This window comes from Flavobacterium humi, assembly GCF_004745595.1.
Classification (GTDB): domain Bacteria; phylum Bacteroidota; class Bacteroidia; order Flavobacteriales; family Flavobacteriaceae; genus Flavobacterium; species Flavobacterium humi.
Window position 1 is genome coordinate 465,431 of the sequence record NZ_SRLH01000001.1, and the last position, 25,973, is coordinate 491,403.

Below are 25,973 nucleotides of genomic sequence, written 5' to 3' on the forward strand. Positions count from 1 at the left end.
TGCAAGGTAACTATTTTGAAATGGCATTCAATAACAGCTGAGCAGTAGCTTCGTTTGTGGCCAAAGGAACATTATGCACGTCGCACACCCGGATAAGCATATTGATGTCCACCTCGTGGGGATGGCTCGAATTCGGGTCTTTGAAGAACAACACCATTTTGGTTTTCCCCTCTGCAACCCTGGCGGCAATCTGGGCATCTCCTCCCATGGGCCCGGAAAGCATTTTGGTTACTTCAAAACCGGCTTTTTCAGCTTTGCTTCCGGTTGTTCCTGTAGCAATCAGCGTAATATTTTCATTGTGGAGAATAGCGGCGTTTTTATTTAAAAACTGAACCAGGTCAGCTTTCATCCTGTCATGGGCTATGATGGCGATTTCCATGTTATCTGTTTAGAATGTGGTACTCAATTAATCCGTCGATAGGGCGCCTAAGCACATTTCCCATTGTAATCCCGTGCTTATCCAGGATATTTTTCAATTCGTCTTTAAGGTAGAAGGCGATCGAGCCGATAAAATGGACAGGCACCTCTTTATAATTGCTGAATTGCTTGATATACAGTTCGACAAAAGCTTCCATTTCCTCACGGATGAACTGCTGGCAAAATTCGGTATCCTTGTGTTTGATCAGGAATTCCGCGAAAGTGGCCAAATAGGCATTCGGGTTAGGCTCTTTGTATAAATTCTGTTTGACCGGGTCCGGTTCTACATTATAGGTAGTTTCAAATTCACGGGCCAGTTCGGCTGGCATTTTATTGAAATAATAGCCTCGCAGCAAATGCCTTCCAAAACGGTTCCCTGAGCAATCATCCATAGCGATATACCCCAGCGACTGCACTTTTTGGTGCAATATCCTTCCGTCAAAATAACTGCAGTTCGAGCCTGTGCCCAGGATGCACACAATGGCCTTTTCGTTTTTGGGCGTAGTGGCGTAAACCGCTGCGTATGTGTCCTCGTGAACGGTTACGGCAGCACTTGAAAAATAGGCTTTGAATACACCTGTCAGGAAATCTTTCATCCTGTCGGTACCGCAGCCTGCTCCGTAAAAAAACAGGTGCGAGACATTGCTTTTATTGTACAGGATGTCAAATTTGTCGTCCAGTCGGGAGATTAGTTCCTCCTTGGTGAGGACTTCCGGGTTCAATCCTAGGGTTTGTGTGGTAAATAATACTTTTCCGGCATCATCAATAGCAATCCAATCGGCTTTTGTAGAGCCGCTATCTACGAGTAATTTCATTGTTTTTTGTGTATGGTGTTAGTTGGTTTGGTTGTAGCCCCGATGGAGACGATATCCTTTTTAAATGATAGCCAAATAGTATTTTTACTGATGGGCCGGCATTTAAAAAGATAAAGGCGAGAGCGGGAAACAGCTCCAAATATAAATAAAATATCCCGCAATGAAACGGGATATTTTTGATTTGGAGGTTTATTTTAATCCGGCGATATGTACCGATAAATCGATTAATTTGCTGGAATATCCATATTCGTTGTCGTACCAGGAAACGATTTTGAAAAACGTCGAATTGAGCCCGATTCCTGCTTTTGCATCTACAACGGAAGTCAGGGTTTCGCCTACAAAATCCTGGGAAACGACATCGTCTTCGGTAAAACCAAGGATTCCTTTCATGGATGTTTCAGAAGCGTTTTTCAGGACGCTCATGATTTCTTCGTAAGAGGTTTCACGGCTTAATTTGACTGTCAAATCAACCACGGAAACATCGGCAACAGGTACACGCATTGACATTCCGGTTAGTTTTCCGTTTAATTCCGGGATGACCTTCCCTACTGCTTTTGCCGCTCCTGTAGAAGCTGGGATAACGTTTATTAAAGCAGCTCGGCCTCCGCGGAAATCTCTTTTGGATGGGCCGTCAACCGTTAATTGCGTAGCCGTTGTGGCGTGTATGGTGGTCATCAAACCTTCTACAATTCCGAAATTATCGTTAATGACTTTGGCCAGTGGAGCCAGGCAGTTTGTAGTGCAGGAAGCGTTGGAGACGATTGTGTCCGAGGCCTTTGCCTTGTCATGGTTGACACCCATTACGAACATTGGTGCATCTGCTGACGGGGCGGAAATGATTACTTTTTTGGCACCTCCTTTAATGTGGGCCTGGGCGGTTTCCAAGGTAGTGAAAATACCGGTGCATTCGGCTACGACATCTACTCCCGCTTCGTCCCATTTTAGTACGGAAGGGTCTTTTTCGGCCGTGACCCTGATGGTTTTGCCGTTTACGATAAGTTTTCCGTCCTGCACTGCTACCGTTCCGTTGAAGCGGCCGTGTACAGAATCATATTGTAATAAATAAGCCAAATGCTCTACATCTAACAGGTCGTTGATAGCTACAACTTCTACATTATCCCTATTGAAGGTTTCCCTAAACACGATTCTTCCAATTCTCCCGAAACCGTTAATTCCTAATTTTACTTTCATCTTCTTTACTTTAGGCAAAAGGTTTACACTCCTGCCGATTCTAATTATTTTTATTCTATTCTTGTTTACTATATTTTAGGTAGACATGATATCGGAAACCCTGAGTAATTCCATATCGATTTCGGAACTGCCTTTTATGGCCTGCTCCAATGGGGTAAGGTTCACTTTATCGCAAAGTAGCCCGACCATGAAGTTTGATTTGCCTTCGAGGAGCGATTCGACAGCTTTTACCCCTAATCTCGAGGCCAATACCCGGTCAAAGCACGAAGGTGAGCCGCCGCGCTGCATGTGCCCTAAAACGGATACACGGACATCGTATTCCGGCAGGTTGGCTTCTACGTAATCTTTGAGTTCGAATACATTTTTCCCAATTTTATCCCCTTCGGCAATTACGACAATACTGGATGATTTCCCCGAAGCTTTGCTTTTTTGAAGCGATTCGAGCAACCTATCCAATCCTAAATCTTCTTCAGGAATGAGGATTTCTTCGGCTCCGGCCCCAATTCCTGCATTTAGCGCTATATGGCCTGCATCGCGCCCCATAACCTCCACAAAAAACAGCCTGTTATGCGAACTGGCAGTATCCCTGATTTTATCGATTGCTTCCACGACCGTATTCAGCGCTGTATCATAGCCCAAGGTATGGCTGGTGCCAAAAATATCGTTATCGATTGTTCCGGGAATCCCCATGACAGGGAAACCGAATTCGTTATTGAAGATTTCGGCACCGGTAAAAGTCCCGTCACCACCAATAACAACAAGGGCATCAATGTTATAATCGGTCAGGTGCTTGTGTGCTTTCTGACGGCCTTCAACGGTCATAAATTCTTTGGATCTTGCTGATTTGAGTACTGTTCCGCCTTTGTTGACGATGTTATTTACAGAACGCGGTCCCAATTCCTTAAAATCGCCTTCAATCATCCCTTGGTAACCCCTATATATCCCGATACATTCAACATTATGGAAAGCACATGTGCGGACAACAGAACGGATAGCCGCATTCATACCCGGAGAATCACCACCAGAGGTCAATACTCCAATTTTTTTTATTGTTTTAGACATTCATCAAATTATAGTTATGTAAATTTAAGAAAGAAAGGCGATTTTAAAGCGGTCAAATGTTAAATTATAACAAATACTTATGATATAAGCATTTTGACCATGGTAATTTAAAAAAGCGCTTTAATTCGCATCAGGAGCCACATCCTGCCGCGGTTTTGGTTTCTCGGCCGGTTTTTTCTGGCGATGGTCCGTAGGCTGGATAAAGTCGGGGAACAATTCGGAATCCGGGACTTCGTTTTTAGATTCTTTTTCTTTCTCTTTTTTTATTTTCTGTGAGGCAAATATCTTATTGAGGAGTTCTTTGAAGGTATTGAAATCTACTTCATACGATACTCCGACTCCTTGGGTATACCCGATTCCTCCTTCTCCAATATAACTGATATCGTTTTCGCGGTTAAAAACCCTGGCCTTGAGCGAACCATCCTCATTAAGCCTTAACTGGACTTCCACATCGCCCACAATAACCGATTCATTCAATCCGCCAACCGGAACTCCTAATTTACCGTTTATCGTTATTTTATCACTGATTTGTGTAGAAAGCGTCACTCCTACTTCACTGTCTGCCTGTAATTCCGGGCTTCGCCTGTCGCTTTGCTCATAATAAGGAGAAAGTTTGAACTTATCGTCCTGGCTGGAAAATATATCATCAAACAAACTGTTGGCTTTTTCCAGAAGGTTACCGGTTATGGCATTCTCCGCCACTCCTTTGTCGCTTAAGAAACTCCCGGAGGAAAGCAATGCGATAGCCTGTGTCTGCCTTGTATCGTTATCACTCAGTTTATAATCCAGCTCCGATTTCTGCACAGAACCCAAAGTTGGGAAATTGATGGAGATTTCCGGGGTTGGGCTGGTAAGTTTATCCGTTAATTTTATGACTACTTCGGTATCCACTTTTTTATTGAAGGACGGATTATCCAATAAAACCGACGGATTGGCTTTTGTCGTATAAACCGCTTCCATATTTAAGGTCGCATCCATCGGGTTTCCGCTCCAGGAAATGGATCCCAGGGGCTTAACCTTAAATTTCTTGTCTATGATACCGCCGTATTTGAAATTGTATTCCCCTTCGTATACCTGGAAGTCACCCCACATTTTGAACTTGCCCAGCGTATTGATTTCCATGAGCAGGTCTCCCATTCCGCGACCTTTAAGCGCATGACCGTTCCTGTCGATAAGCACTTCGATTTCAGCATCTTTGGTAATGGCGAATTCAAACTTAAGTTCAACACCATTGTATTTTTTGGTTTTGGCTGTTTTTTTACCATTGACCGCTACGTCTTTGGAAGATTTGAACCGGATATAATCTTTTTCAGAAGTAGATTCGGTATCGCTGATAGGGATTTTTATCGAAGTCCCTTTTCCTGATTTCGCATTTACATTGATGACCAAATCATTAATTGGCCCTTTTATGGAAGCATCCCCGTCAATAAAAGCGGTACCAAAATACAGCGCATCGTCGGAATCTTTGGTATCCAATGCCAAAAACCTGCTGGAGGAAAGGTTCAGGTCCAGGAACCAGTTGGCAAATTTATTGTGCCTGATCCCTCCTGTCAATACGCCTTTTGTCCCGTATTTTGAATCAATCAGATCAATATTCCTGAAGGAGAACTGATGCTCCGTCAAATCGACCACCGCATTGTTTTCCATGTTGTAATCTACGTTCAGGTACGGAATTTTGAGTCCTGCCTTATTGAGGTACAACCGGCCCGTTATATCAGGGTTTTCCAGGTCGCCTTCAAACTTTGCCGATCCTGAGGCGAACCCGCGGATGTTTTTGATGACCTCGCCTCCGAGCGGGCTGAATACGGCCATATTAAAGCTGTCCAGCCTTAAATCCAGGTCCAGTTTGGTGTTTTTCCCTTCGATGGCCACATTACCTTCGGCTGAAAACGATTCCATTCCTTCATTGCGCAACACCGAATGGATATTGAAATTTTTGAACGAATCATCGCCTTCCACTTGTATGTCCAGTTTTCCAAGCGCCAGATCATTCACTTTCAAGCTATCAATTACCAATGACGATGAGGGTTTGTAAACCGATTTGTTTTGTTTGAAGTCAATCAGCCCGTTTACTTTCCCTTTAATCCTTAAACTATCGATGGAAGGTGTTATTTTATCAAGATTGACATCTTTGAAAGAAAGTTTCAGGTCTTTATACGTCGAATCCCGCAAAACTCCCATTAGTTCCATTACCTGGTTTTCGTGGGACATCGCAATCCTTTCGATAGAAAAATCAGTCAGCTTTTTGTTGAAAACAATCTTGTTGTCTTTAGCCTCATTTTCATTGATAAACCACAAGTAATCTTTAAAATTCACCTCCGATTTCTTGATTCCCACCACACTGTTGTTGTCTTCATTGATGGTATGGTACAAGTTCAGGTTGTAATAATCTTTCCCTTGTTTGCCTCCTTTGAACTCCGTCCTGAAAAACAAAGTATCATTCGCCGTGACGTTGATCAGGTTCAGGTCTGAAATCTTATAGTATTTCGTCCTGATACTGTCCATTTCAATATACGCGTTATACAATGGATTCTTGTTGTCTATATCGATATTGATATTGTCAAAATAGTTATCGTAAGCTGTTATGCTCGGAGATTTGAAGTTGAATTTAAACTCGTTGCTGTCTGAATTGATAGACCCTTTCATAAAGGTATTTTCGCCCAGGGAAACTTCGGGTAAAAATATTTCGACCAATTTGCTGTAAACGTTAAAATCAAATTTCAGGAACTGCCCTTTGCTCACTTTATTGGGAGAATAATTCGCATACAAGCTTCCCAGGGAATTTTCGATTAATTTCGGGAGCTGTTTGAACTGGAACTTCCCTTCGATTTTCCCTTCTACAATATCCGGGGAATTGATAGTGATTGTCCTCACCTTGTTTTGATCAAAAGTGGACTTGATCACGAAATCATCAAAGAAATACGTGTCTTTGTTATTCTCATAGGAAGTCTGGTTGATGTACACTTCGCCATGAAGGTTGTCTACACTGTTCCCTTCCAGTTTCATCGAAACATCGCCCCTGAAAACCGAAATGGAATCGGCCGTATACAATTTCAGGCTCTTAAGGTTCGCATATTCCACATTGGCATGGAAATCGTATTTGTTTTCCTTATTATTCAGATCCAGCGCACCGTCAAATCCCATCTGGAGGTTCGGGTCATGGACATTCAGTTCGCCTTTGAAAATGGAGTTATCCATGGTTCCGTCGACCACGATATCCTTATAATTGTAATTGTTGTAATAAAGGCTTTGTATTTTCCCTTTCACCTGAGTACTTAAGTATTTCTGCGTAAAACCTTTACCATCAACATCAAAATCCAGGTTTACGATACCGATATCGGTCCTGCTCAAAAACTTGCCCAGGTCAAAATTCTCGAGCTTCACATTACCCACATATGTAGCATTATCGATATTATTGATATTGGTCATATTCAGGTTGGACTTGGCATTTCCCAAAGCCGTCCGCAGGAAAATATCGGCTTTAATAGTCGCCAACGTAACTTCTGTGGTTCCTGAAATAGTGAATCTTCCGAATTTTTTAAATGTAGTAGGCAGGTTTTCGCCCAAAATCCTTGGCAAAATCGCATTAAGGTTGCTATAGGTAGAAGAAATCTTGGAAAAATCCCCTTTCATGTAAAAATCGTTTTTCTTTTTGGAAAAAAGGTTCTTAAACCTGAAATCGCCTATAATTTCAGAACTGTTATCGTCTATCAGTTTTAATTTTTTTGTTGAGAAATCATTCAGTGTCCCGACTAGTTTCCCGCTAAAATTAAACCTCTGGTCCTTTCCGAATTCTCCATAAAAAAGAATCAGGTCATTGGAGGAAACCGAAGCCTTATTTACGTTTACATTGAATAAAACCTTATTGTTGAAGTCTGAAAAATCTTCTCTTTTGTAAAGCAATGCGATAGATCCTTCCAGGTTGGATTGAGGTGTTTTCAAATCCAGGTTTTCCAGCAGGATATTCTTTTTGGTATACGTGAAATTGGACGTAAGGTTATCCACAACAAGGCCTCTATGGTCTACAAAGGACATTTCCTCGATCTTGGTTGTCACGTCCGGGCCTAAAATCTTGAAATTGGTCGTGTTTGCATTTAATCTCTTGATATCCAGGATTTTTGGGGTGCTTAGATTTTCATCCACTAAAATAAAATGGCCGTTTATGACATGGATGTCCTTGGCCGTAAGCAAAAACTTTTTGTTGGAAGTGCTTTTTTTCCCGTCATCAAAAAGCTTGATGAATTTATCAAGGTTGTTTTCTTTTTCTCCCTTATAATTCCACAAATGAAAATCCAGCCCATGCAGCCTTACTTCTCCGAAATGCAGGTCACCATCAATCAGTTTCTTAAAATCAAGGATACTTGTCTGAAGCGTGTTGATATGGAAAAGCGTATCTTTTTTATGGTCCTTGACCAGGACTTTCTTTAACTTGATGCCCCCGAATATCGTAAAAGTTGCTTTGTCTACGGAAATATCAGTGCCGTAATCCTCATTTAATTTCTCGGTTACATATTGTGCGATTTTCGTTTGGACGGAAGGTAAAGAAAGGGTAACACCAAGCGCTAACAATAACAAAATGAGTCCCAAAAGGAAATATAATGTAATTTTTCTAAATTTTTTGAGACGTGTATTTTTTTTATTTTGTTCCAAGAATAATGCTTTCCAAAAGGTAAAAGCCCTAAAAGGATTTCATTTGATAAAAAATCTTTATTTTTGGGCTTCGATGTAAAATTAAATATTTTTAATCGGTTTATCAAATATAACGCAAATTCCGTGCCTTTTATGCAACAAAAACCAATTTTTATTCTGGCTATTGAAAGTTCATGCGATGATACGGCCGCTGCAGTATTACAAGACAGCAAAGTTTTGTCCAATATTGTAGCGCAACAGGCTATACATGAACAATATGGAGGAGTTGTGCCGGAATTGGCTTCACGCGCGCACCAGCAAAATATCGTACCGGTCATTGACATCGCACTGAAAAAAGCCAATATCGACAAATCCGAACTTTCGGGTATCGCCTTTACGCAAGGCCCGGGCCTGATGGGTTCTCTTTTGGTGGGAAGTTCCTTTGCCAAATCGATGGCGATGTCACTCGATATCCCTTTGATGGCCGTCAACCATATGCATGCTCACATTTTGGCCCATTTTATTGATGAAGAAGGGTTTGACAAACCTGAATTTCCGTTTTTGGCCATGACCATTTCCGGAGGGCACACACAAATCGTAAAAGTGAAGAGTTTCTTCGAGATGGAAATTATTGGCGAAACTACCGATGATGCCGTTGGCGAGGCTTTCGACAAAAGTGCCAAAATACTCGGATTGCCCTATCCAGGCGGTCCTTTGATTGATAAATATGCCCAATTAGGAAATCCAAAAGCGTTCTCTTTTACAAAACCAAAGGTAGATGGGCTTAATTTTAGTTTCAGCGGATTGAAAACACAGATTTTATATTTTGTGCAGAAAAATGTAAAGGAAAACCCGGATTTCATTACGGAAAACCTTAACGATATCTGCGCTTCGATACAATATACCATCATCCAGATCTTAATGGACAAACTCAAACTCGCTGCGGTTGAAACAGGGATCCATCAGATTGCCATCGGCGGAGGCGTTTCTGCCAATTCCGGAATCCGGGCGACTTTAAAAGAAGGCGAAAAGAAATACGGCTGGAAAACTTTCATCCCAAAATTCGAATACACAACTGATAATGCCGCCATGATTGGGATTGTAGGCTATCATAAGTTTTTGGAAAACAAGTTTAACGATGCTTCAGTAGTATCCAAAGCAAGAATTGAATTTTAATATGCAGCTGTTTTATAATCCCGACATCCATCCCGGCAACACCGAATTTTCTTTTGACAAGGAAGAAAGCAAACACATTGTTAAAGTATTGCGTAAAAAGGAAGGCGATATATTACACGTAACCAATGGCCTGGGCGTTTGTTTCACTACTGAAATTTTTGTAGCATCCGATAGGAAATGCACTGTAAAAATCCTAGAAACCAATACGGCCGAACCTACCGGTTTTTATCTCCACCTTGCTGTCGCACCAACAAAAATGAACGATCGTTTTGAATGGTTTCTGGAAAAAGCCACCGAAATTGGGATCCATGAAATAACACCTGTCATTTGCGATCATTCGGAAAGGAAAATCATTAAGACGGAACGTTTTGATAAAATCATACAATCGGCCATGAAACAGTCTTTGCAGTTTTATTTACCCAAACTCAACGAACCTGTTTTATTGAAAGATTTTATCCTTCAGGCGCACCCGGGCACTTTATGCATAGCCCATTGTGAAGAAACGGATAAGAAATTATTAAAAGAAATCATCAAGCCTGAAGAGCGTTATACCATACTGATTGGCCCAGAAGGCGATTTTTCCGAAAAAGAAATCAAATTGGCCTTGAGCCACAATTATATTCCGGTATCTTTGGGGAACACCCGATTGCGGACCGAAACCGCTGCCGTAGTTGCTTGCCACAGTATCGTTTTTGCCAATGAATAACCCGTAACGAGTCTTGAGATAAAAGACACAAGATCTTAAAAATGAGAAAAATAGTATATCTTTTATTGCTTGTTTCAACATTCGCTTCCTCTCAGGAAATTGCGCTTTTAAAATATTCCGGAGGCGGTGACTGGTACGCCAATCCGACTGCTTTGCCTAATTTGATCCGATTTTGCAATCAGAATATCAATACCAAAATAAACCCTAAACCTGTTACGGTTTCGCCCGGAAGCCCGGATATTTTCTCCTACCCTTTTATCCATATGACAGGCCACGGAAATGTGATTTTCAATGACCTTGAAGTGCAAAACCTTCAGAACTACCTATATTCAGGAGGCTTCCTGCATATTGACGATAATTACGGAATGGATCAGTATATCCGTAAGGAAATCAAAAAACTATTCCCTAATGATGATTTGGTTGAACTGCCTTCTTCCCATGAAATCTTCCAGAAACCATTTTCTTTCCCGAACGGATTACCAAAAATCCATGAACACGACGGAAAAAGAGCACAGGCTTTTGGAATATTTATTAACAATAAATTAGCATTGCTTTATACCTATGAATGCGATTTAGGAGACGGCTGGGAAAATCCAGAAGTCCACAACGACCCTCAAAATGTTAGGGAAAACGCCTTAAAGATGGGCGCGAACATTATCAGCTACATTTTCAAGAATTAAACATCGCTTTTCGTATTGTATTTGTTTTCAGCAAGTTATTAACAAACGTGCATTACACAGTTTTGTTAATTTTTTATGTTAATAATTTTGTCAATTATAATTATTTTTATAGTATTGCCAAACAATTAAATAAAAAACTAATAAATTATTAACCAAACCAAACAAATTATGAAAAAAATGTTATTGTCTGTTTCCGTGTTATTCTTTATGTTTTCATGCCAGAAAGATGACACTACAGATGTTCAATCAGAAACTGGAGCAGTTACAGCCGGACGTTATTGCGCTTCCCACGAAGTGTTAGAAAGACAGCTTAAGGAAAACCCTGGATTAGCACAGAAAATGGCTGAAATTGAAGATTTTACCAACAATGCAATTGCGTCAGGACGTATCGTAAACGGTAAAATGGAAATTCCTGTTGTAGTAAACGTATTATACAAGACTGCATCGGAAAATATCTCTTTGGCCCAAATCCAATCTCAGATTGATGTTCTAAACAAGGATTTCAATGCCCTGAACTCTGATTATAACACACCTAACAATCCTTATTCAGCTGTAAGAGCGAATGTTGGAATTAATTTCGTACTAGATCAGGTAATCCGAAAATCTACAACGAAAACTTCTTGGGGAACTAACGATGCCATGAAAAAAACGTCTGGCGGCGGGATGGCAGCAGTTTCTCCAACTACCAAATTGAACCTATGGGTTTGTACAATCGGTGGTGGAATCCTGGGTTACGCACAATTCCCTGGAGGTTCTTCTTCAACTGATGGTGTTGTTATCGATTCAAGATACTTCGGTAACACTGGAACAGCTACGTATCCTTTCAACTTAGGAAGAACAGCTACTCACGAAATCGGTCACTGGATGAACCTACGTCACATCTGGGGAGATGCAACGTGCGGAAACGACCAGGTATCTGATACTCCTGTTCATAATACTGCTAACTACGGTGTTCCGGCTGTTGGCCACAGAAGTACTTGTTCAGGAACTCCGCTTGAAATGTACATGAACTACATGGATTACACAGATGACAGAGGTATGTATATGTTCTCTAACGGACAAAAAGCAAGAATGGATGCTGTATTCGCTGTAGGTGGCTCAAGAGCTTCTTTCAGATAAGCAATCCTTAAAATAAGATACAATGAAAAACTCGCTCTAGCAGCGGGTTTTTTTATTATATTCGTTTTAAAATACGTAAAAATGACTTCAAAAATAATTGCCAACGGAATCGTTAGGGCTGTTTTGATATTGGCCGGGATAGCATTGGTTTTGCTTTTTATTTTCCAGATCCGGGCCGCTATCGCTTATGTAATCATTGCTTTAGTGCTTTCATTGGTAGGGAATCCGATAGTCCGTTTTCTTAAACACAGGTTGAAATTTAAAGATACTTTGGCCGCTATCACGACTTTAGCACTGTTCTTCCTTATTATTATCGGTTTTGTTTTGATGTTTGTTCCACTCTTAATTTCTCAGGGAGAGAACCTTTCTTTACTCAATACCGCTCAAATGGAAGCCGATTACAGTGCTTTGAGCATAAAAATAGCAGATTATTTAGGATTGCATGATTTTGACCTGAAGCAATTGTTTGAAAAATCGGGGATTAATTCCAAAGCAGGCATAAACCTCCTATCCGGTTTTTTAAATTCCTGTGTCAATACCTTAAGTAGTGTTGGGGTTGGGATTGCTTCTGTCTTTTTTATTACATTCTTTTTGCTGAAAGACAAGAAAAAATTCAATACGGTCTTCAAATGGATCTTGCCCGATGCACATGAAGACAAGATTTTAGCTTCTTTGGACAAAACCAACCATTTGTTATCCCGCTATTTTATCGGTATTATGCTGCAATTGTTCATCGTATTCCTATTATACCTGATTGTCCTGCTGATTTTTGGGGTGCAAAATGCTTTTATAATCGCTTTTTTATGCGGACTACTGAATATAATACCTTATATCGGTCCGCTTATTGGAACTTGCCTGGCGGTAGTTTTAACCATGATTGGCAACCTCGGAGGGGATTTTGTTTCGGAAACCCTGCCCACAACCCTTTATGTTATGATCGGTTTCTTTGTCGTCCAGCTCATTGACAACAATTTCAGCCAGCCTATAATTTTTTCGAACAGCGTCAAATCGCATCCGCTGGAAATTTTTCTTATCATCCTCATTGGCGGGTATTTGTTTGGCATTGTAGGGATGATTTTTGCGGTCCCGGCCTATACCGTCCTGAAAGTGGCAGGAAAAGAATTCCTGCCTGAAAATAAAATAGTCCAGTTATTAACTAAAGATATTTAGTTTTGAGTTTTAAAATATTAAATACTGATGTCCAGGATTTTATAAACAGTTCCCTGAAAGTCAACTTTACAAAAACAGCACTGCTTAAAAACCCGTTTCCTGACATTCCCTGGAATGAGATTTTAAATCAGATTGCATCAAAAAGCAAAGCACAGGAAAAACTCCCTACCTGGTTTTCGCAGGAAGGAATAATGTACCCCGGCAAAATTTCCATTGAGCAGACTTCTTCTGAAGTAACTGCCAAGTACAAAGCTTCTGTTGTTTCGGGTGAAAGCCTGATTGACCTGACTGGAGGTTTCGGTGTTGACGACTATTATTTTTCAAAAAAAGTAAAAGAGGTTGTCCATTGCGAATTAAAGGCAGAGCTGTCTGAAATTGTCAGCCATAATTTCGATGTTTTAGATGCCGGAAACATTACCTGTATCCAAGGGGATAGTTTGAAAACATTACAAAAGCTAAACCGTCAATTTGATTGGATCTATATTGATCCTTCCCGGCGAAGCGATGCAAAAGGAAAGGTTTTCATGCTTCAGGACTGCTTGCCGAATGTTCCGGAAAATCTCGAAAATTATTTCCTTTTTTCAAAAAACATACTGATTAAAACCGCACCGATATTAGACATTACAGCTGGATTAACGGAACTAAAAAACGTAAAAACTGTACATATTGTAGCCCTGAATAACGAAGTGAAAGAACTTCTTTGGGAAATCCAACAAGGTTACACAGGCGGAATTTCGGTAAAAACGATACATTTCAGCAAATCCGGAGAAGAGAAATTTGAGTTCACACTTCATTCAAAACCTGAAAACATCACGTATTCACTTCCTAAAAAATACATTTACGAACCCAACAGCGCGATCCTTAAATCAGGAGCTTTTGACTTGATTCCCAACGTTTTTGCTTTAGAAAAACTGCACCAGCATTCGCATTTGTACACTTCGGACCAGATTGTGGATTTCCCGGGAAGGGTTTTCAGATTGGCTCATTTCTTTGAATTCACAAAAAAGAACATGAAAGAGCACCTTCAGGAAAAAAAAGCGAATATCACCACGAGGAATTTTCCGGAAACGGTTGAGAATATCCGGAAGAAATTCAAAATAAAAGACGGTGGGGACACGTATACTTTTTTTACAACAGATGCAAATAACAATAAAATTGTTTTAATTTGCGCCAAAATTTAAGCCTTATGAGAATTTTAGTATTGTTTCTTTTTTTAGCATTTCAGCCATTGGTTTTCGGACAAAAGCCTTGTCAATATACCACGAATGTAACGGATAGTTTAGGCACGCTTAAAGAAACAAAAAGCTGCCTGGTGTATGAAAAAGTGTTCGGGAATACAGCCCAATTAATTTTTTTATCTTTAATTTCAAATGACGGCATGCCGGTGTTGCATTTGCAGGTTATCCAAAAAAGCAACGATTTCATATCACCAAAATGCATTGACAAAAATTCAAGAATCTATTTTCAGCTGTCTAACGGTAAGATATTCACTTTGGCAAATTCTTCAGAAAACGAATGCGGCAGCCTGGTTTACAATGATACCGAAAAATTAAACAACCGTTTATTAAATGCTTATTTTTTATTTCTGAAAGATGATTATCAGGACTTTAAAAAATTTCCAGTAACCATGATGCGTATAAAATACGACTCAGAATCAATCGATTATATTTTACCAAAAGAACTTCATGCGGAAAAAGTGGAAGGAGTTTTTGAACCTGAGGACTTCTTCATCAATAATTATCCTTGCATTGAAAACTAGTCACATTTCCAGGTAAAATTAGACAGTTTTTCTTTCCTGGAACCTGTTAGGTTGTAATGCCACCATTCGGAATCCAGAGCTTCGAAATCATGTTTGAGCATGATTTTTTTGAGCAGCTTCCTGTTTTTAAGGATTTCCCTTTCCAGGTTTGTATTGCTATGACTGGATTCCGGTCCGAAAAAATCAAAAGGCGTTCCCATATCCAGCTCTTTCCCGTCCTCGTCCACCAATGTTATATCAACCGCTCCGCCCCTATTGTGTATGGAACCCTTTGAAGGATTGGCAACATAATTGGCATCGGGAACAATAGCCCACATTTTTTTTTGTACATCGAGAGGCCTGTAACAGTCAAATATTTTTATACGATAGCCCTTTCTTTTAAAATGTTTGTTGGCTTCCAGTAATGATTTAACAGTTTTCAGCCTTAAATAGCACGCCTCACAATCGTAAATCTTCGCTTTCAGGAAATTATCTTCGGTGGCATACTTCATATCCAAAACAAAATCAGAACTGTAATCCTTCAGGTTCACAAATACGGAATCATTTACTTCAATGGTATCCTGGGCTATATCCGGCAACGGGATCATTTTTTTATTGGCATTCCAATGAAAGGAATTAAAAGCCAAAGCGCTGTTGATGATTAAAAAGGGTAAAATGAAAAACTGCAATTTCATCGAAATGGGATTATATTTCAGGAAAGATACAAAATATAACCGTTTTTATTTTCATCCCGTTTCTGTTCACTCCTAAATGGCTCTCTAATTGTCCTTATCCGTAATACTATGAATGTATTTGAAGTTAAGAAAAATTTCAATTAACGTTTAAGGCAGGATCGTATTAGGCGGCAATGGCGCTTCCCTATTATAAACCATTATATCTGCCACCTGCTGTGCGATTTCAGCTCCATCAATTTGGTCCACCAGATACAATGCCCCGTCAATACCAGATGTGACGCCACCAGTAGATACGATATTCCCATCCGCTACAAAGCGTACATTTTTGATAAAATCAATATCGGGATATTGCTTTTGAATATCCTCGAGTGCTGCCCAATGTGTTGTCGCTTTTTTAGTATTGAGCAACCCTGTCTTGACTAGAAAATAGATCCCAACACAAACCGACATAATGGTTGCCCCTTCACTTTGCGCTTGCTTTTTTATCCACGTTACCAACTCATCTGAACCGCTACCGTAGGGCTCTGGGCTTCCCTCCGGCATAATTTGCCCGGGAATCACAAGAATATCCGGCTTGGGGCAATTGCTAAGTGTATATTCCGGTATTATACGAACTGCCGAATGTTCGCTTTCAATAACCCCGGCCGATTCTGCAACTGTAAATACCCTGTACTTATTATTGTTATAACGATTTGTCTTTATGAACACATCAATTGGGCCATTCATATCTATTACCTCTACACCTGGATAAATCAAGATAGCTACGTTTACGTTATTTTCCATATAACTTGAAGTTTAGTTAAAAGATTCTTTTTTACCTTATATTATATTTTTCTCAAATGCACATATTGCAGACTTAATGTCGTAGAATGATGGGTTCTGGCAAATGGCGCACACAGCTAATTTATAAAAAGCGGGATTTATTAACAAGGGTATTTTTACGGGTTTTATACCTGATTCGAAATATATGGACCAAGACAAGTTGTATGCCTTCCGGTCAGATTGCATTAAATAAAGTCCTGAAGTTGATTGGATGAGTTGATTTTTTAGCAAACTTTCATTTTGTAAAAAGTCAACCAATGATATGAATTACAGGTAAACAAAAAAATGAAGAATTTTGTTTTGCAAAGATCAATTATTACATCTTAAAAAGGCCAAAAGAGAAATACCGGAGTTATAGAAACAAAAAAACCACCCGGTTAGAGTGGTTTAATCGTGAACGCAGAAGGATTCGAACCTTCGACCGCCTGCTTAGAAGGCAGGTGCTCTATCCAGCTGAGCTATGCGTCCATTATGTCATTATTGTCGGGGTGGCAGGATTCGAACCTGCGGCCTCCTGCTCCCAAAGCAGGCGCGATAACCGGGCTACGCTACACCCCGAGACAAAAAAAGCGGAGAGACAGGGACTCGAACCCTGGCGACCGTTACCGGTCGACAGATTAGCAATCTGCTCCATTACCACTCTGGCACCTCTCCTTTGCGTAAAGACTTAACCTTTTTTGCGGTTGCAAATGTAGGGCATGAAACCTTTATTACCAACTTTTTTTTCCTCTTTTTTAGGTAAATTTTGATATAATTTTTAAAAGTGTTAAAAATCAACAGTATACAGCATTATTTTTTTTTGAATAAATGATAAATTAATTTCAAATTACGGTTAAATAATGTGATTCCATCCGTTTGAATTCTCTCTAAAATTAGTAAATTCGCAAAAATAATTTTAGAAAATCATTCAAAATGAAAAAAGTTGTTATCGTATCGGCTGTACGTACACCAATAGGAAGTTTTATGGGAGCTTTATCAACGGTTCCTGCACCGCAATTAGGCGCAATCGCCATTAAAGGAGCTCTTGACAAGATAAACCTGGATCCGGCTCTGGTTAATGAAGTATTCATGGGGAACGTAGTTCAGGCTGGCGTAGGACAAGCTCCTGCCAGGCAGGCGGCTATTTTTGCAGGTCTTTCCAATGAAGTGGCTTGTACCACTGTGAATAAAGTTTGTGCTTCAGGAATGAAATCTGTGATGATGGGCGCACAAGCCATCATGTGCGGAGATGCAGAGATTGTAGTAGCGGGTGGAATGGAAAACATGAGCATGATCCCACATTATGTACATTTGAGAAACGGTGTTAAATTCGGGCCAACCAGTATGGTGGACGGAATGCAAAAAGACGGACTGACAGATGTTTACGATAACAGCGCCATGGGAGTATTCGCAGATATGTGTGCTACCGAATATAATATTACAAGGGAAGACCAGGATAATTTTGCCATCCAATCGTATGAGCGTTCCGCAAAAGCATGGGAAGCAGGTAAATTTGACAACGAAATCGTTCCGGTTTCTATCCCACAAAGAAAAGGAGATCCTATCGTGGTTTCCAGAGATGAAGAATACACGAATGTGAAACTGGACAAAATCCCAACTTTAAACGCTGTATTTACAAAAGATGGAACGGTTACGGCTGCCAATGCATCTACTATCAATGACGGAGCTGCTGCGATGATCCTGATGAGTGAAGAAAAAGCTTTAGCGATGGGCTTAAAGCCGCTTGCGTACATTAAAGGATATGCTGATGCCGCACAGGAGCCAAAATGGTTTACAACCGCTCCTGCAAAAGCATTGCCAATTGCCTTGAAAAAAGCCGGTATTGCCACTTCCGATGTGGATTTCTTCGAATTTAACGAAGCTTTCTCTGTGGTAGGTTTGGCCAATACCCAAATTTTAGGCCTGGACGGCAGTAAAGTAAACGTAAATGGAGGCGCTGTTTCCCTAGGACATCCACTGGGTTGCTCAGGAGCCAGAATTATTGTAACTTTAATAAATGTCCTGGAACAAAACAATGCTAAAATTGGTGCGGCAGCTATCTGTAATGGTGGTGGCGGCGCTTCGGCAATTGTTGTGGAAAGAGCCTAATTTTAAGAAAATACCTAGCCCTGATTGAAGCGGAAATCCTTTTTGTTTTTTCTTTAAAAACAAAAAGATTGCAGCGAAAAGCAGGAAATAGCTTCAAATAAAAACAAAAATGATGGATTTTGGATTGTAACTAATCCGGAATTCATCATTCCAAATTTAAAATAACCTGAATGTTCGGAGTTTGTAATTTAGCCAATATTCCTTTGCGATTAGAGCCGAGTGACCGTAGCGAATTAGTTTCGCAGGTCTTGTTTGGAGAACATTTTACTGTTTTGGAACACAATCCGAAATGGTCAAAAATCCAGTTGGCGTATGATGGCTACGAAGGATGGATCGATAGTAAGCAGTTTCAGGAAATTACTGAAAACCAGTTCCAGCAACTCTCAAAAGACAGTATTGTACTGAATAACGACCTGATTGAATATATCACTTCGCCTGATAATTTGCTGATGCCTATCCCTTTGGGGGCTTCGCTGTCTTTTCTGAACCATGAGGCGATCAATACCGAAAATTTTTTCTTTGAAGGGTTGAAAACCAGTGGGATCAAACCCAAATCAAATCTTATCAATACGGCGTTTATGTACCTGCATACACCTTATTTATGGGGCGGAAAAACTCCTTTTGGCATTGATTGTTCGGGTTTTACTCAAATGGTTTACAAACTGAATGGCTACAAGCTTTTGCGGGATGCCTCGCAACAGGCAAACCAGGGAGAAGCCTTGAGTTTTATCGAAGAAAGCGAACCGGGAGACCTGGCTTTTTTTGACAATGAGGAAGGCAATATCATCCATGTGGGTATTATTATGGAAGATAATTATATCATTCACGCCAGCGGGAAGGTCCGTATTGACAGGCTTGACCATCTCGGTATTTACAATGCGCAGCTCAACAGGCATACTCATAAACTACGGGTAATCAAAAAAGTTATATAAAAAAAACGTTCGCTTAATAAGGCGAACGTTTTTTTTAAATGCTATTATTTCTTAATTTTTAGCTTTAAGTGCTTTGTATTTTTCGGTCATATCCAATGCGTTGTAAACATTTAGCAATGTTGACCTGATGTCTTTATCATTTGCGAAAAGCTGTTCGGCTTTTTCCAAATAAGGCAAAGCTGATTTGTACATGGCTTCGCGTTTTGCTTTAAGCGCATCGTATTTTTTATTGTCTGCAGCGGAAGTCCCTAGTTTATTCATGCTTTCTACAATGTCTTTTTCATTTGAAAGTTTCAAAATAGCCAAATTAACGTAAGCATTTTTATAGTTAGGATCGATTTCAATCGCTTTTAGGTAATTTTTTTCTGCTTCTGCGTCTCCGCCTTTGAATTTAGAAGAAATAACACCCAGGTTGAAGAACAATTCCGCATCGTTAGGCCTTTTTACCAACGCTTCTGAAATTAGCTTTTTGTATGTAGCGTAATCTTCCGTTTTTAGGTATAGATCCGCTTCGGCGAGAAGCAACGAAGTGTCATCCGGATTAAGCGATCTCGCATCGGAAATTGATTTTTTTGCCGACGGGATATCGTTTTTCATGATATAAATCCTGGCAATATTAGTATAGATTTCACCTCTTTTAGATTCTACTTTTTCCACTTTTGGATCTGAATGCGTACCTATTTTCACAGCATTGTTCATAGCCGCCATAGAAGGGAAAACCTGCTCCTGGTCATTAAGCTTGCTCTTGGCTACATAGTTGGTCGCTTTCCCGGAATAATTCATTTCTTTCAGCTTGTTGTAATAATCCAGGGCCAAATCAAAGTCCTGCGCATTGGAAGCTGTTCCCGCAGCATAGTACAACATGATGGTATCCTTTTTGTCTAAAGTATAGATCTGATACAGTTTTAGCGCACTTTCCTTGTATTTTTTTTCATTATTGTCTGCAACGGCGCTATTTCTAAGTTCTCCTATCACTTCCTGCAATGAGGCCTGCGCTTGAGCCGTGTATTTTGATTTTCCTGATTTTTTTTCAACTTCCATTAAATCATTATACGCTTTTGCAGCCTCACCAAGGTTTTTGTCTGCCTCTATTTTCTTTTTGGAAAGATCAAAGTATGTATTCCCTTTTAGGAAATAAAATTGTGCTTTTTGAGAGTCGTCAGCATTTGCAATTAATGATTCTGCCTGGGTCAAGGCAGTTTTTGCTTCTGCAGGATTTCCTGCTTTCAAAGCTTTTTCAGCTGCTTTTAATTCGTCTTTCTGCGCAAATGTCGACACAGAAAAAATCAATGAAGAAGCTATTACTAAATTTTTGATTTTCATTATGTAGGTATTTAATAGATTTTAATTATTCCTGATCTTCTGCTGTTTCCGGGCTGTCATCTGAAACATCTTCTGACGCAAATTCGTCGGTAATTTCCTCAGCATCAACATCTTCTTCCTCCTCACGTAACACTTTGGCTACAGCCGCAATGGAATCTTTTCCTTTAATATTAATCAAACGAACCCCTTGCGTGGCACGTCCCATAACCCTTAAATCGGAGACCATCATACGGATCGTCAAGCCTGATTTGTTAATAATCATCAGATCGTCCGCATCGGTAACATTGTTGATAGACACCAAAGCTCCTGTTTTTTCGGTAATGTTTAAGGTTTTCACTCCTTTTCCACCACGGTTTGTAATACGGTAATCTTCTAAAGAAGAACGTTTTCCGTACCCGTTTTCCGAAACAACCAAAATTTCACTGTTCATATCATTAACAGAAACCATGCCAATTACTTCATCGTTGTCGTCTGCCAGTGTAATACCGCGGACTCCCGAAGCCGTTCTTCCCATAGGACGTGTCTTTCCTTCTTCAAAACGTACCAGTTTTCCGGATTTTACCGCTACAAGCACCTGGCTTTCACCATTGGTTAATTTAGCTTCCAATAATTCGTCGTCTTCGCGGATAGTAATGGCTGCAACACCATTTACCCTTGGCCTTGAATACAATTCCAATGAAGATTTCTTAACCTGTCCTTTTTTAGTCACCATAATCAAATAGTGGCTGTTGATGTATTCCTGGTCTTTTAGGTCCTGTGTACAGATAAATGCTTTTACCTTATCATCGTTTTCAATGTTCACCAAATTTTGGATCGCTCTTCCTTTTGCCGTTTTGCTTCCTTCCGGAATTTCATAAACCCGCATCCAGAAACATTTTCCTTTTTGGGTAAAGAACATCATGTACTGATGGTTCGTTGCCACAAACATCTGCTCAAGGAAATCCTGGTCTCTTGTCCCGGCCGATTTTTGTCCGACTCCTCCCCTGTTTTGTGTCTTGTATTCGGAAAGCGACGTACGTTTGATATAACCGGCATGCGAAATGGTAATTACCACCTGCTCATCGGCAATCAAATCTTCAATACTTACATCACCTCCGGCATATTCGATGGTTGAACGTCGCCCGTCACCGTATTTGTCTTTGATTTCGATCAGCTCGTCCTTGATTACCTGCATCCTCATTTCTTTGCTCGCCAATAAATCCCTTAAATAATTGATCAATTTCATGATCTCTTCATATTCGGCACGCAATTTATCCTGCTCCAGTCCTGTTAACTGACGAAGACGCATCTCGACAATTGCTTTGGCCTGAATTTCGGAAAGCTTGAAACGTTCGATTAATTTCTCTCTTGCTTCATCTGCATTTTTAGAGGCACGGATCAGCTGGATAACTTCATCGATATTGTCCGAAGCAATGATCAAACCTTCTAAGATATGCGCTCTTTCTTCCGCTTTGCGCAAATCAAACTGTGCCCTGCGGGTTACCACATCGTGGCGGTGTTCAACAAAATAGTGGATTAGGTCTTTAAGGTCCAGCAATTGCGGACGTCCTTTTACCAATGCGATATTATTAACGCTAAAAGACGATTGTAATTGTGTGAACTTATATAAAGTATTCAATACGACGTTCGGAACCGCGTCACGCTTTAGGATATATACGATACGCATACCATTCCTATCCGATTCGTCACGGATATTGGCAATCCCTTCGATTTTTTTATCGTTGACTAAATCAGCGGTTTTTTTAATCATGTCCGCCTTGTTCACCTGATAAGGGATTTCGGTAACAATAATGGATTCGCGCCCTTCAACTTCTTCGAAATTTACTTTGGCACGCATCACAATTCGACCGCGACCGGTCTTGAATGCCTCACGGACACCTTCATAACCATAAATAACACCTCCCGTTGGGAAATCAGGTGCTTTAATATGGTGCATCAATTCATCAATCTCGATATCGTTGTTGTCAATATAGGCCAATGTACCATCTATGACTTCAGATAAATTGTGAGGCGCCATATTGGTGGCCATACCTACCGCAATACCCGAAGCTCCGTTGATCAAAAGGTTAGGAACGCGGGTTGGCATTACTTTTGGCTCTTGAAGCGTATCGTCAAAGTTCAGCTGGAAATCAACTGTTTCTTTTTCGATATCCGCCAAAATCTCTTCTGACATTTTTTTCATTCTTGCCTCGGTATAACGCATCGCCGCCGGGCTGTCCCCATCTACGGAACCAAAGTTACCCTGGCCGTCTACCAATAAGTAACGCAAGCTCCATTCCTGCGCCATACGGACCATGGCGTCGTATACTGAAGTATCACCGTGCGGGTGGTATTTACCCAATACCTCACCTACGATTCTCGCTGATTTTTTATGTGCTTTATTTGAATAAACCCCTAATTCGTGCATCCCAAACAAAACTCTTCGGTGAACTGGCTTTAAACCGTCTCTCACATCAGGTAGGGCACGCGATACAATAACCGACATCGAGTAATCGATGTAAGCTGATTTCATTTCGTCTTCAATGTTAATTGGAATTAACTTTTCTCCGTCAGACATAAGTATTTCTGTATTAATTTATTTTATTTTCAAAACGTGCTAATATACGGATTTCTGAAATTTTAACAGCCATTTGAACCAACATATTTCAATGATTTATTAACAAATTTCCCAGCTATAATGGTTAATAAATAAAGCATAAATTCTCTTTTCTTTCTCGATATTTTTTTGTCAATTAGCTGACAGTACTTTTAGAAGGGAATGATTTTTGCATATGGTTTCCTAAATCACTAAATTTACATTAATAACCACACTATTATGGACGATAATTTTTCACCAAGGGTAAAAGATGTCATTACGTACAGTAAGGAAGAGGCATTGCGTTTAGGCCATGATTTTATTGGTACCGAGCATTTGATGCTGGGGATTTTGCGGGACGGTAACGGATCTGCCATCAATATCTTGAATAACCTTTCGGTAGATTTGGAACATTTGCGAAGGAAAGTAGAGATCTTAAGCCCTGCAAACCCTAATCCTGTGGCCGGAAACGACAAGAAGAACCTGCACTTGACCAGACAGGCCGAGAGGGCATTGAAAACCACTTTCCTGGAAGCGAAGGTTTTCCAAAGTTCTTCCATAAGTACAGCACATCTTTTGTTATGCATATTGCGCAACGAAAATGACCCTACGACCAAGTTACTCAATAAATTAAAAATCGACTACGATGTAGCCAAAGAACAATATTTAACTATGATGCCAAACGAAGAAGATTTTCAGGATAATTTTCCTAAAAACGAATCGTCTTACAATGATGATTCAGGACAAGATGACAGTTTAAAAGAAGGGAATTTCAATAATCCTGCCAACAAGTCGAATAAAAAATCCAAAACACCTGTTTTAGACAATTTTGGACGTGACCTGACCGAAATGGCGGAAGAAGGGAAATTAGACCCTGTAGTAGGCCGTGAAAAAGAAATTGAACGTGTTTCTCAAATTTTGAGCCGTAGAAAAAAGAACAACCCATTGCTTATCGGAGAACCCGGAGTAGGTAAATCTGCCATTGCAGAAGGGCTGGCCCTGCGGATCATCCAAAAGAAAGTATCCCGGATTTTATATGGAAAAAGGGTTGTTACCCTAGACCTGGCAAGCCTTGTAGCCGGTACAAAATACCGCGGGCAGTTTGAAGAGCGTATGAAGGCCGTGATGAACGAACTCGAGAAAAATGACGACATCATCCTTTTTATTGACGAGATCCACACTATCGTCGGTGCTGGTGGCGCTACCGGTTCGCTGGATGCTTCCAATATGTTCAAACCAGCTTTGGCAAGAGGCGAAATCCAATGCATCGGAGCTACGACACTTGACGAATACCGCCAGTATATTGAAAAAGACGGCGCGTTGGAAAGACGTTTCCAAAAAGTTATTGTAAACCCAACTTCTGTTGAGGAAACAATCACCATTTTGAACAATATCAAAAACAAATACGAAGACCATCACAATGTAACCTACACTCAAGAAGCAGTGGAAGCCTGCGTAAGGTTAACAGACCGTTATATGTCTGAACGTTTCTTGCCGGACAAGGCTATTGATGCTTTGGATGAGGCCGGTTCCCGTGTTCACATTACCAATATCGACGTACCGAAACAAATTTTGGATTTGGAACGTCAATTGGAAGAAGTACGCGAGTTGAAAAACACCGTTGTCAAACGCCAGAAATACGAAGAAGCGGCAAAACTCCGCGATGACGAGAAAAAACTGGAAAAAGACCTGGCAATGGCGCAGGAACTTTGGGAAGAGGACTCTAAAAACAACCGCATCCAGGTCACGGAAGACAACGTTGCCGATGTCGTTTCGATGATGACCGGAATCCCGGTAAACAGGATTGCACAGACCGAAAGCAACAAACTGGCCAACCTGCCGGAATTGATCCAGCACAAAGTTATTGGACAAAACGATGCGGTACTTAAAATTGCCCGTTCGATCCAACGTAACCGTGCCGGACTGAAAGACCCTAACAAACCAATCGGTTCATTTATTTTCCTAGGCCAGACCGGTGTTGGTAAAACACAATTGGCTAAAGTACTTGCCAAGGAATTGTTTGATTCGGAAGATGCCTTAGTCCGCCTGGACATGAGCGAATACATGGAAAAATTCTCTATTTCCCGACTTGTAGGAGCACCTCCGGGATATGTAGGTTATGAAGAAGGAGGGCAATTGACTGAAAAAGTACGCCGTAAACCATATTGCGTGGTGCTTTTGGACGAAATCGAAAAAGCGCATCCCGATGTTTTCAACATGATGCTGCAGGTGCTTGACGACGGTTACCTGACCGATAGTTTGGGACGAAAAATCGATTTCAGGAATACGATTATCATTATGACTTCCAATGTCGGAGCCCGTCAATTGAAGGATTTCGGACAAGGAGTAGGTTTTGGTACGGCGGCAAAAATTTCACAGGCAGATGAAAATTCAAAAAGTATTATCGAAAATGCCTTAAAGAAAACATTTGCCCCTGAATTCCTAAACAGGATCGACGATGTAATCGTGTTTAATGCCCTGGAAAAAGAAGACATCAATTCTATCATTGAAATCGAATTGAACAAATTGTATGCCCGTGTGAAAGATTTGGGTTATTCCCTTTCTTTATCCGATAAAGCCAAAGCCTATATTGCCGAAAAAGGTTTCGACAGGCAATTTGGTGCAAGGCCTTTAAAAAGAGCTATCCAGAAATATGTTGAGGATGTGCTTGCCGAGGAAATCATCACTTCCAAAATCCATGAAGGTGATAAAATGGAAATGGACCTGGATCCGGACACGCAGGAACTCAAAGTTTCGATCATAAAAGCTGAAAAACCTACTAATTAAGTAGGTTTTTTCTTTTTTAGGAAAAAAGTACTACTTTAGATTCTTCAA

The 25,973-nt window shown here is 40.5% G+C and carries 19 protein-coding genes and 3 tRNA genes; 10 read left to right on the plus strand and 12 right to left on the minus strand.

Annotation, left to right across the window (positions count from 1 at the left end):
• Positions 1 to 10 precede the first annotated feature (10 nt).
• The 5 genes from E4635_RS01990 to E4635_RS02010 form a co-directional block, all read right to left on the minus strand.
• Entirely contained in the window at positions 11 to 379 is a 369-nt protein-coding gene (locus tag E4635_RS01990; protein WP_135524935.1) for a methylglyoxal synthase, read from the minus strand.
• Between the two features lies 1 nt (position 380).
• On the minus strand, positions 381 to 1,232 hold the full coding sequence (locus E4635_RS01995; protein ID WP_135524936.1) for an N-acetylglucosamine kinase: 852 nt from the start codon (positions 1,230 to 1,232) through the stop codon (positions 381 to 383).
• Positions 1,233 to 1,421: 189 nt separating this feature from the next.
• Positions 1,422 to 2,423, minus strand: coding sequence for a type I glyceraldehyde-3-phosphate dehydrogenase (gene gap, locus E4635_RS02000; protein ID WP_135524937.1), 1,002 nt, complete (start codon positions 2,421 to 2,423; stop codon positions 1,422 to 1,424).
• A 75-nt stretch (positions 2,424 to 2,498) separates the two neighbouring features.
• Complete coding sequence (gene pfkA / locus E4635_RS02005; RefSeq protein WP_135524938.1) at positions 2,499 to 3,485, minus strand: 6-phosphofructokinase; 987 nt, start codon at positions 3,483 to 3,485, stop codon at positions 2,499 to 2,501.
• A 120-nt stretch (positions 3,486 to 3,605) separates the two neighbouring features.
• The gene (locus tag E4635_RS02010) at positions 3,606 to 8,072 is read right to left on the minus strand and encodes a translocation/assembly module TamB domain-containing protein (protein WP_246020640.1); all 4,467 of its coding nucleotides are present in this window, start codon (positions 8,070 to 8,072) and stop codon (positions 3,606 to 3,608) included.
• A 195-nt stretch (positions 8,073 to 8,267) separates the two neighbouring features.
• On the opposite strand from E4635_RS02010, the gene tsaD reads away from it, so the two are divergent.
• The 7 genes from tsaD (at position 8,268) to E4635_RS02045 (ending at position 14,724) form a co-directional block, all read left to right on the plus strand.
• Positions 8,268 to 9,290 carry a tRNA (adenosine(37)-N6)-threonylcarbamoyltransferase complex transferase subunit TsaD gene (gene tsaD / locus E4635_RS02015; protein ID WP_135524940.1) on the plus strand — a complete coding sequence of 341 codons (1,023 nt, stop codon included), beginning with the start codon at positions 8,268 to 8,270 and terminating at the stop codon, positions 9,288 to 9,290.
• A 1-nt stretch (position 9,291) separates the two neighbouring features.
• Positions 9,292 to 9,996: a 16S rRNA (uracil(1498)-N(3))-methyltransferase gene (locus tag E4635_RS02020; protein WP_135524941.1), complete on the plus strand. Its 705-nt coding sequence runs from the start codon at positions 9,292 to 9,294 to the stop codon at positions 9,994 to 9,996.
• Between the two features lie 41 nt (positions 9,997 to 10,037).
• Positions 10,038 to 10,676: a DUF4159 domain-containing protein gene (locus E4635_RS02025; RefSeq protein WP_135524942.1), complete on the plus strand. Its 639-nt coding sequence runs from the start codon at positions 10,038 to 10,040 to the stop codon at positions 10,674 to 10,676.
• 168 nt (positions 10,677 to 10,844) lie between these two features.
• Positions 10,845 to 11,795 carry a zinc metalloprotease gene (locus E4635_RS02030; RefSeq protein WP_135524943.1) on the plus strand — a complete coding sequence of 317 codons (951 nt, stop codon included), beginning with the start codon at positions 10,845 to 10,847 and terminating at the stop codon, positions 11,793 to 11,795.
• A gap of 81 nt (positions 11,796 to 11,876) precedes the next feature.
• Positions 11,877 to 12,965 (plus strand): AI-2E family transporter, encoded by a 1,089-nt coding sequence (locus E4635_RS02035; protein WP_135524944.1) that lies wholly within the window; start codon positions 11,877 to 11,879, stop codon positions 12,963 to 12,965.
• Positions 12,966 to 12,967: 2 nt separating this feature from the next.
• Positions 12,968 to 14,146 carry a THUMP-like domain-containing protein gene (locus tag E4635_RS02040; protein WP_135524945.1) on the plus strand — a complete coding sequence of 393 codons (1,179 nt, stop codon included), beginning with the start codon at positions 12,968 to 12,970 and terminating at the stop codon, positions 14,144 to 14,146.
• A gap of 5 nt (positions 14,147 to 14,151) precedes the next feature.
• On the plus strand, positions 14,152 to 14,724 hold the full coding sequence (locus tag E4635_RS02045; RefSeq protein ID WP_135524946.1) for a hypothetical protein: 573 nt from the start codon (positions 14,152 to 14,154) through the stop codon (positions 14,722 to 14,724).
• On the opposite strand, the gene E4635_RS02050 is transcribed toward E4635_RS02045, so the two are convergent.
• The 5 genes from E4635_RS02050 to E4635_RS02070 all read right to left on the minus strand — a co-directional run bounded on the left by E4635_RS02050 (position 14,721) and on the right by E4635_RS02070 (position 16,874).
• On the minus strand, positions 14,721 to 15,311 hold the full coding sequence (locus E4635_RS02050; protein ID WP_135525125.1) for a M15 family metallopeptidase: 591 nt from the start codon (positions 15,309 to 15,311) through the stop codon (positions 14,721 to 14,723). The two genes, E4635_RS02045 and E4635_RS02050, sit on opposite strands and share 4 nt — an antisense overlap.
• A 234-nt stretch (positions 15,312 to 15,545) precedes the next feature.
• The gene (locus tag E4635_RS02055; RefSeq protein WP_135524947.1) at positions 15,546 to 16,181 is read right to left on the minus strand and encodes a DJ-1/PfpI family protein; all 636 of its coding nucleotides are present in this window, start codon (positions 16,179 to 16,181) and stop codon (positions 15,546 to 15,548) included.
• A 433-nt stretch (positions 16,182 to 16,614) separates the two neighbouring features.
• Positions 16,615 to 16,688, minus strand: a tRNA-Arg gene (locus tag E4635_RS02060).
• A gap of 15 nt (positions 16,689 to 16,703) precedes the next feature.
• Positions 16,704 to 16,778, minus strand: a tRNA-Pro gene (locus E4635_RS02065).
• 12 nt (positions 16,779 to 16,790) lie between these two features.
• Positions 16,791 to 16,874, minus strand: a tRNA-Ser gene (locus tag E4635_RS02070).
• A 258-nt stretch (positions 16,875 to 17,132) separates the two neighbouring features.
• On the opposite strand from E4635_RS02070, the gene E4635_RS02075 reads away from it, so the two are divergent.
• Positions 17,133 to 18,308 carry an acetyl-CoA C-acyltransferase gene (locus tag E4635_RS02075; RefSeq protein WP_135524948.1) on the plus strand — a complete coding sequence of 392 codons (1,176 nt, stop codon included), beginning with the start codon at positions 17,133 to 17,135 and terminating at the stop codon, positions 18,306 to 18,308.
• A gap of 170 nt (positions 18,309 to 18,478) precedes the next feature.
• On the plus strand, positions 18,479 to 19,240 hold the full coding sequence (locus E4635_RS02080; RefSeq protein ID WP_135524949.1) for a C40 family peptidase: 762 nt from the start codon (positions 18,479 to 18,481) through the stop codon (positions 19,238 to 19,240).
• 51 nt (positions 19,241 to 19,291) lie between these two features.
• On the opposite strand, the gene E4635_RS02085 is transcribed toward E4635_RS02080, so the two are convergent.
• Together E4635_RS02085 and gyrA are read right to left on the minus strand one after the other, a co-directional pair.
• Positions 19,292 to 20,563 carry a tetratricopeptide repeat protein gene (locus E4635_RS02085; protein ID WP_135524950.1) on the minus strand — a complete coding sequence of 424 codons (1,272 nt, stop codon included), beginning with the start codon at positions 20,561 to 20,563 and terminating at the stop codon, positions 19,292 to 19,294.
• 25 nt (positions 20,564 to 20,588) lie between these two features.
• Positions 20,589 to 23,120 (minus strand): DNA gyrase subunit A, encoded by a 2,532-nt coding sequence (gene gyrA, locus E4635_RS02090; protein WP_135524951.1) that lies wholly within the window; start codon positions 23,118 to 23,120, stop codon positions 20,589 to 20,591.
• 258 nt (positions 23,121 to 23,378) lie between these two features.
• On the opposite strand from gyrA, the gene E4635_RS02095 reads away from it, so the two are divergent.
• Positions 23,379 to 25,925, plus strand: coding sequence for an ATP-dependent Clp protease ATP-binding subunit (locus E4635_RS02095; protein WP_135524952.1), 2,547 nt, complete (start codon positions 23,379 to 23,381; stop codon positions 25,923 to 25,925).
• Positions 25,926 to 25,973 lie beyond the last annotated feature (48 nt).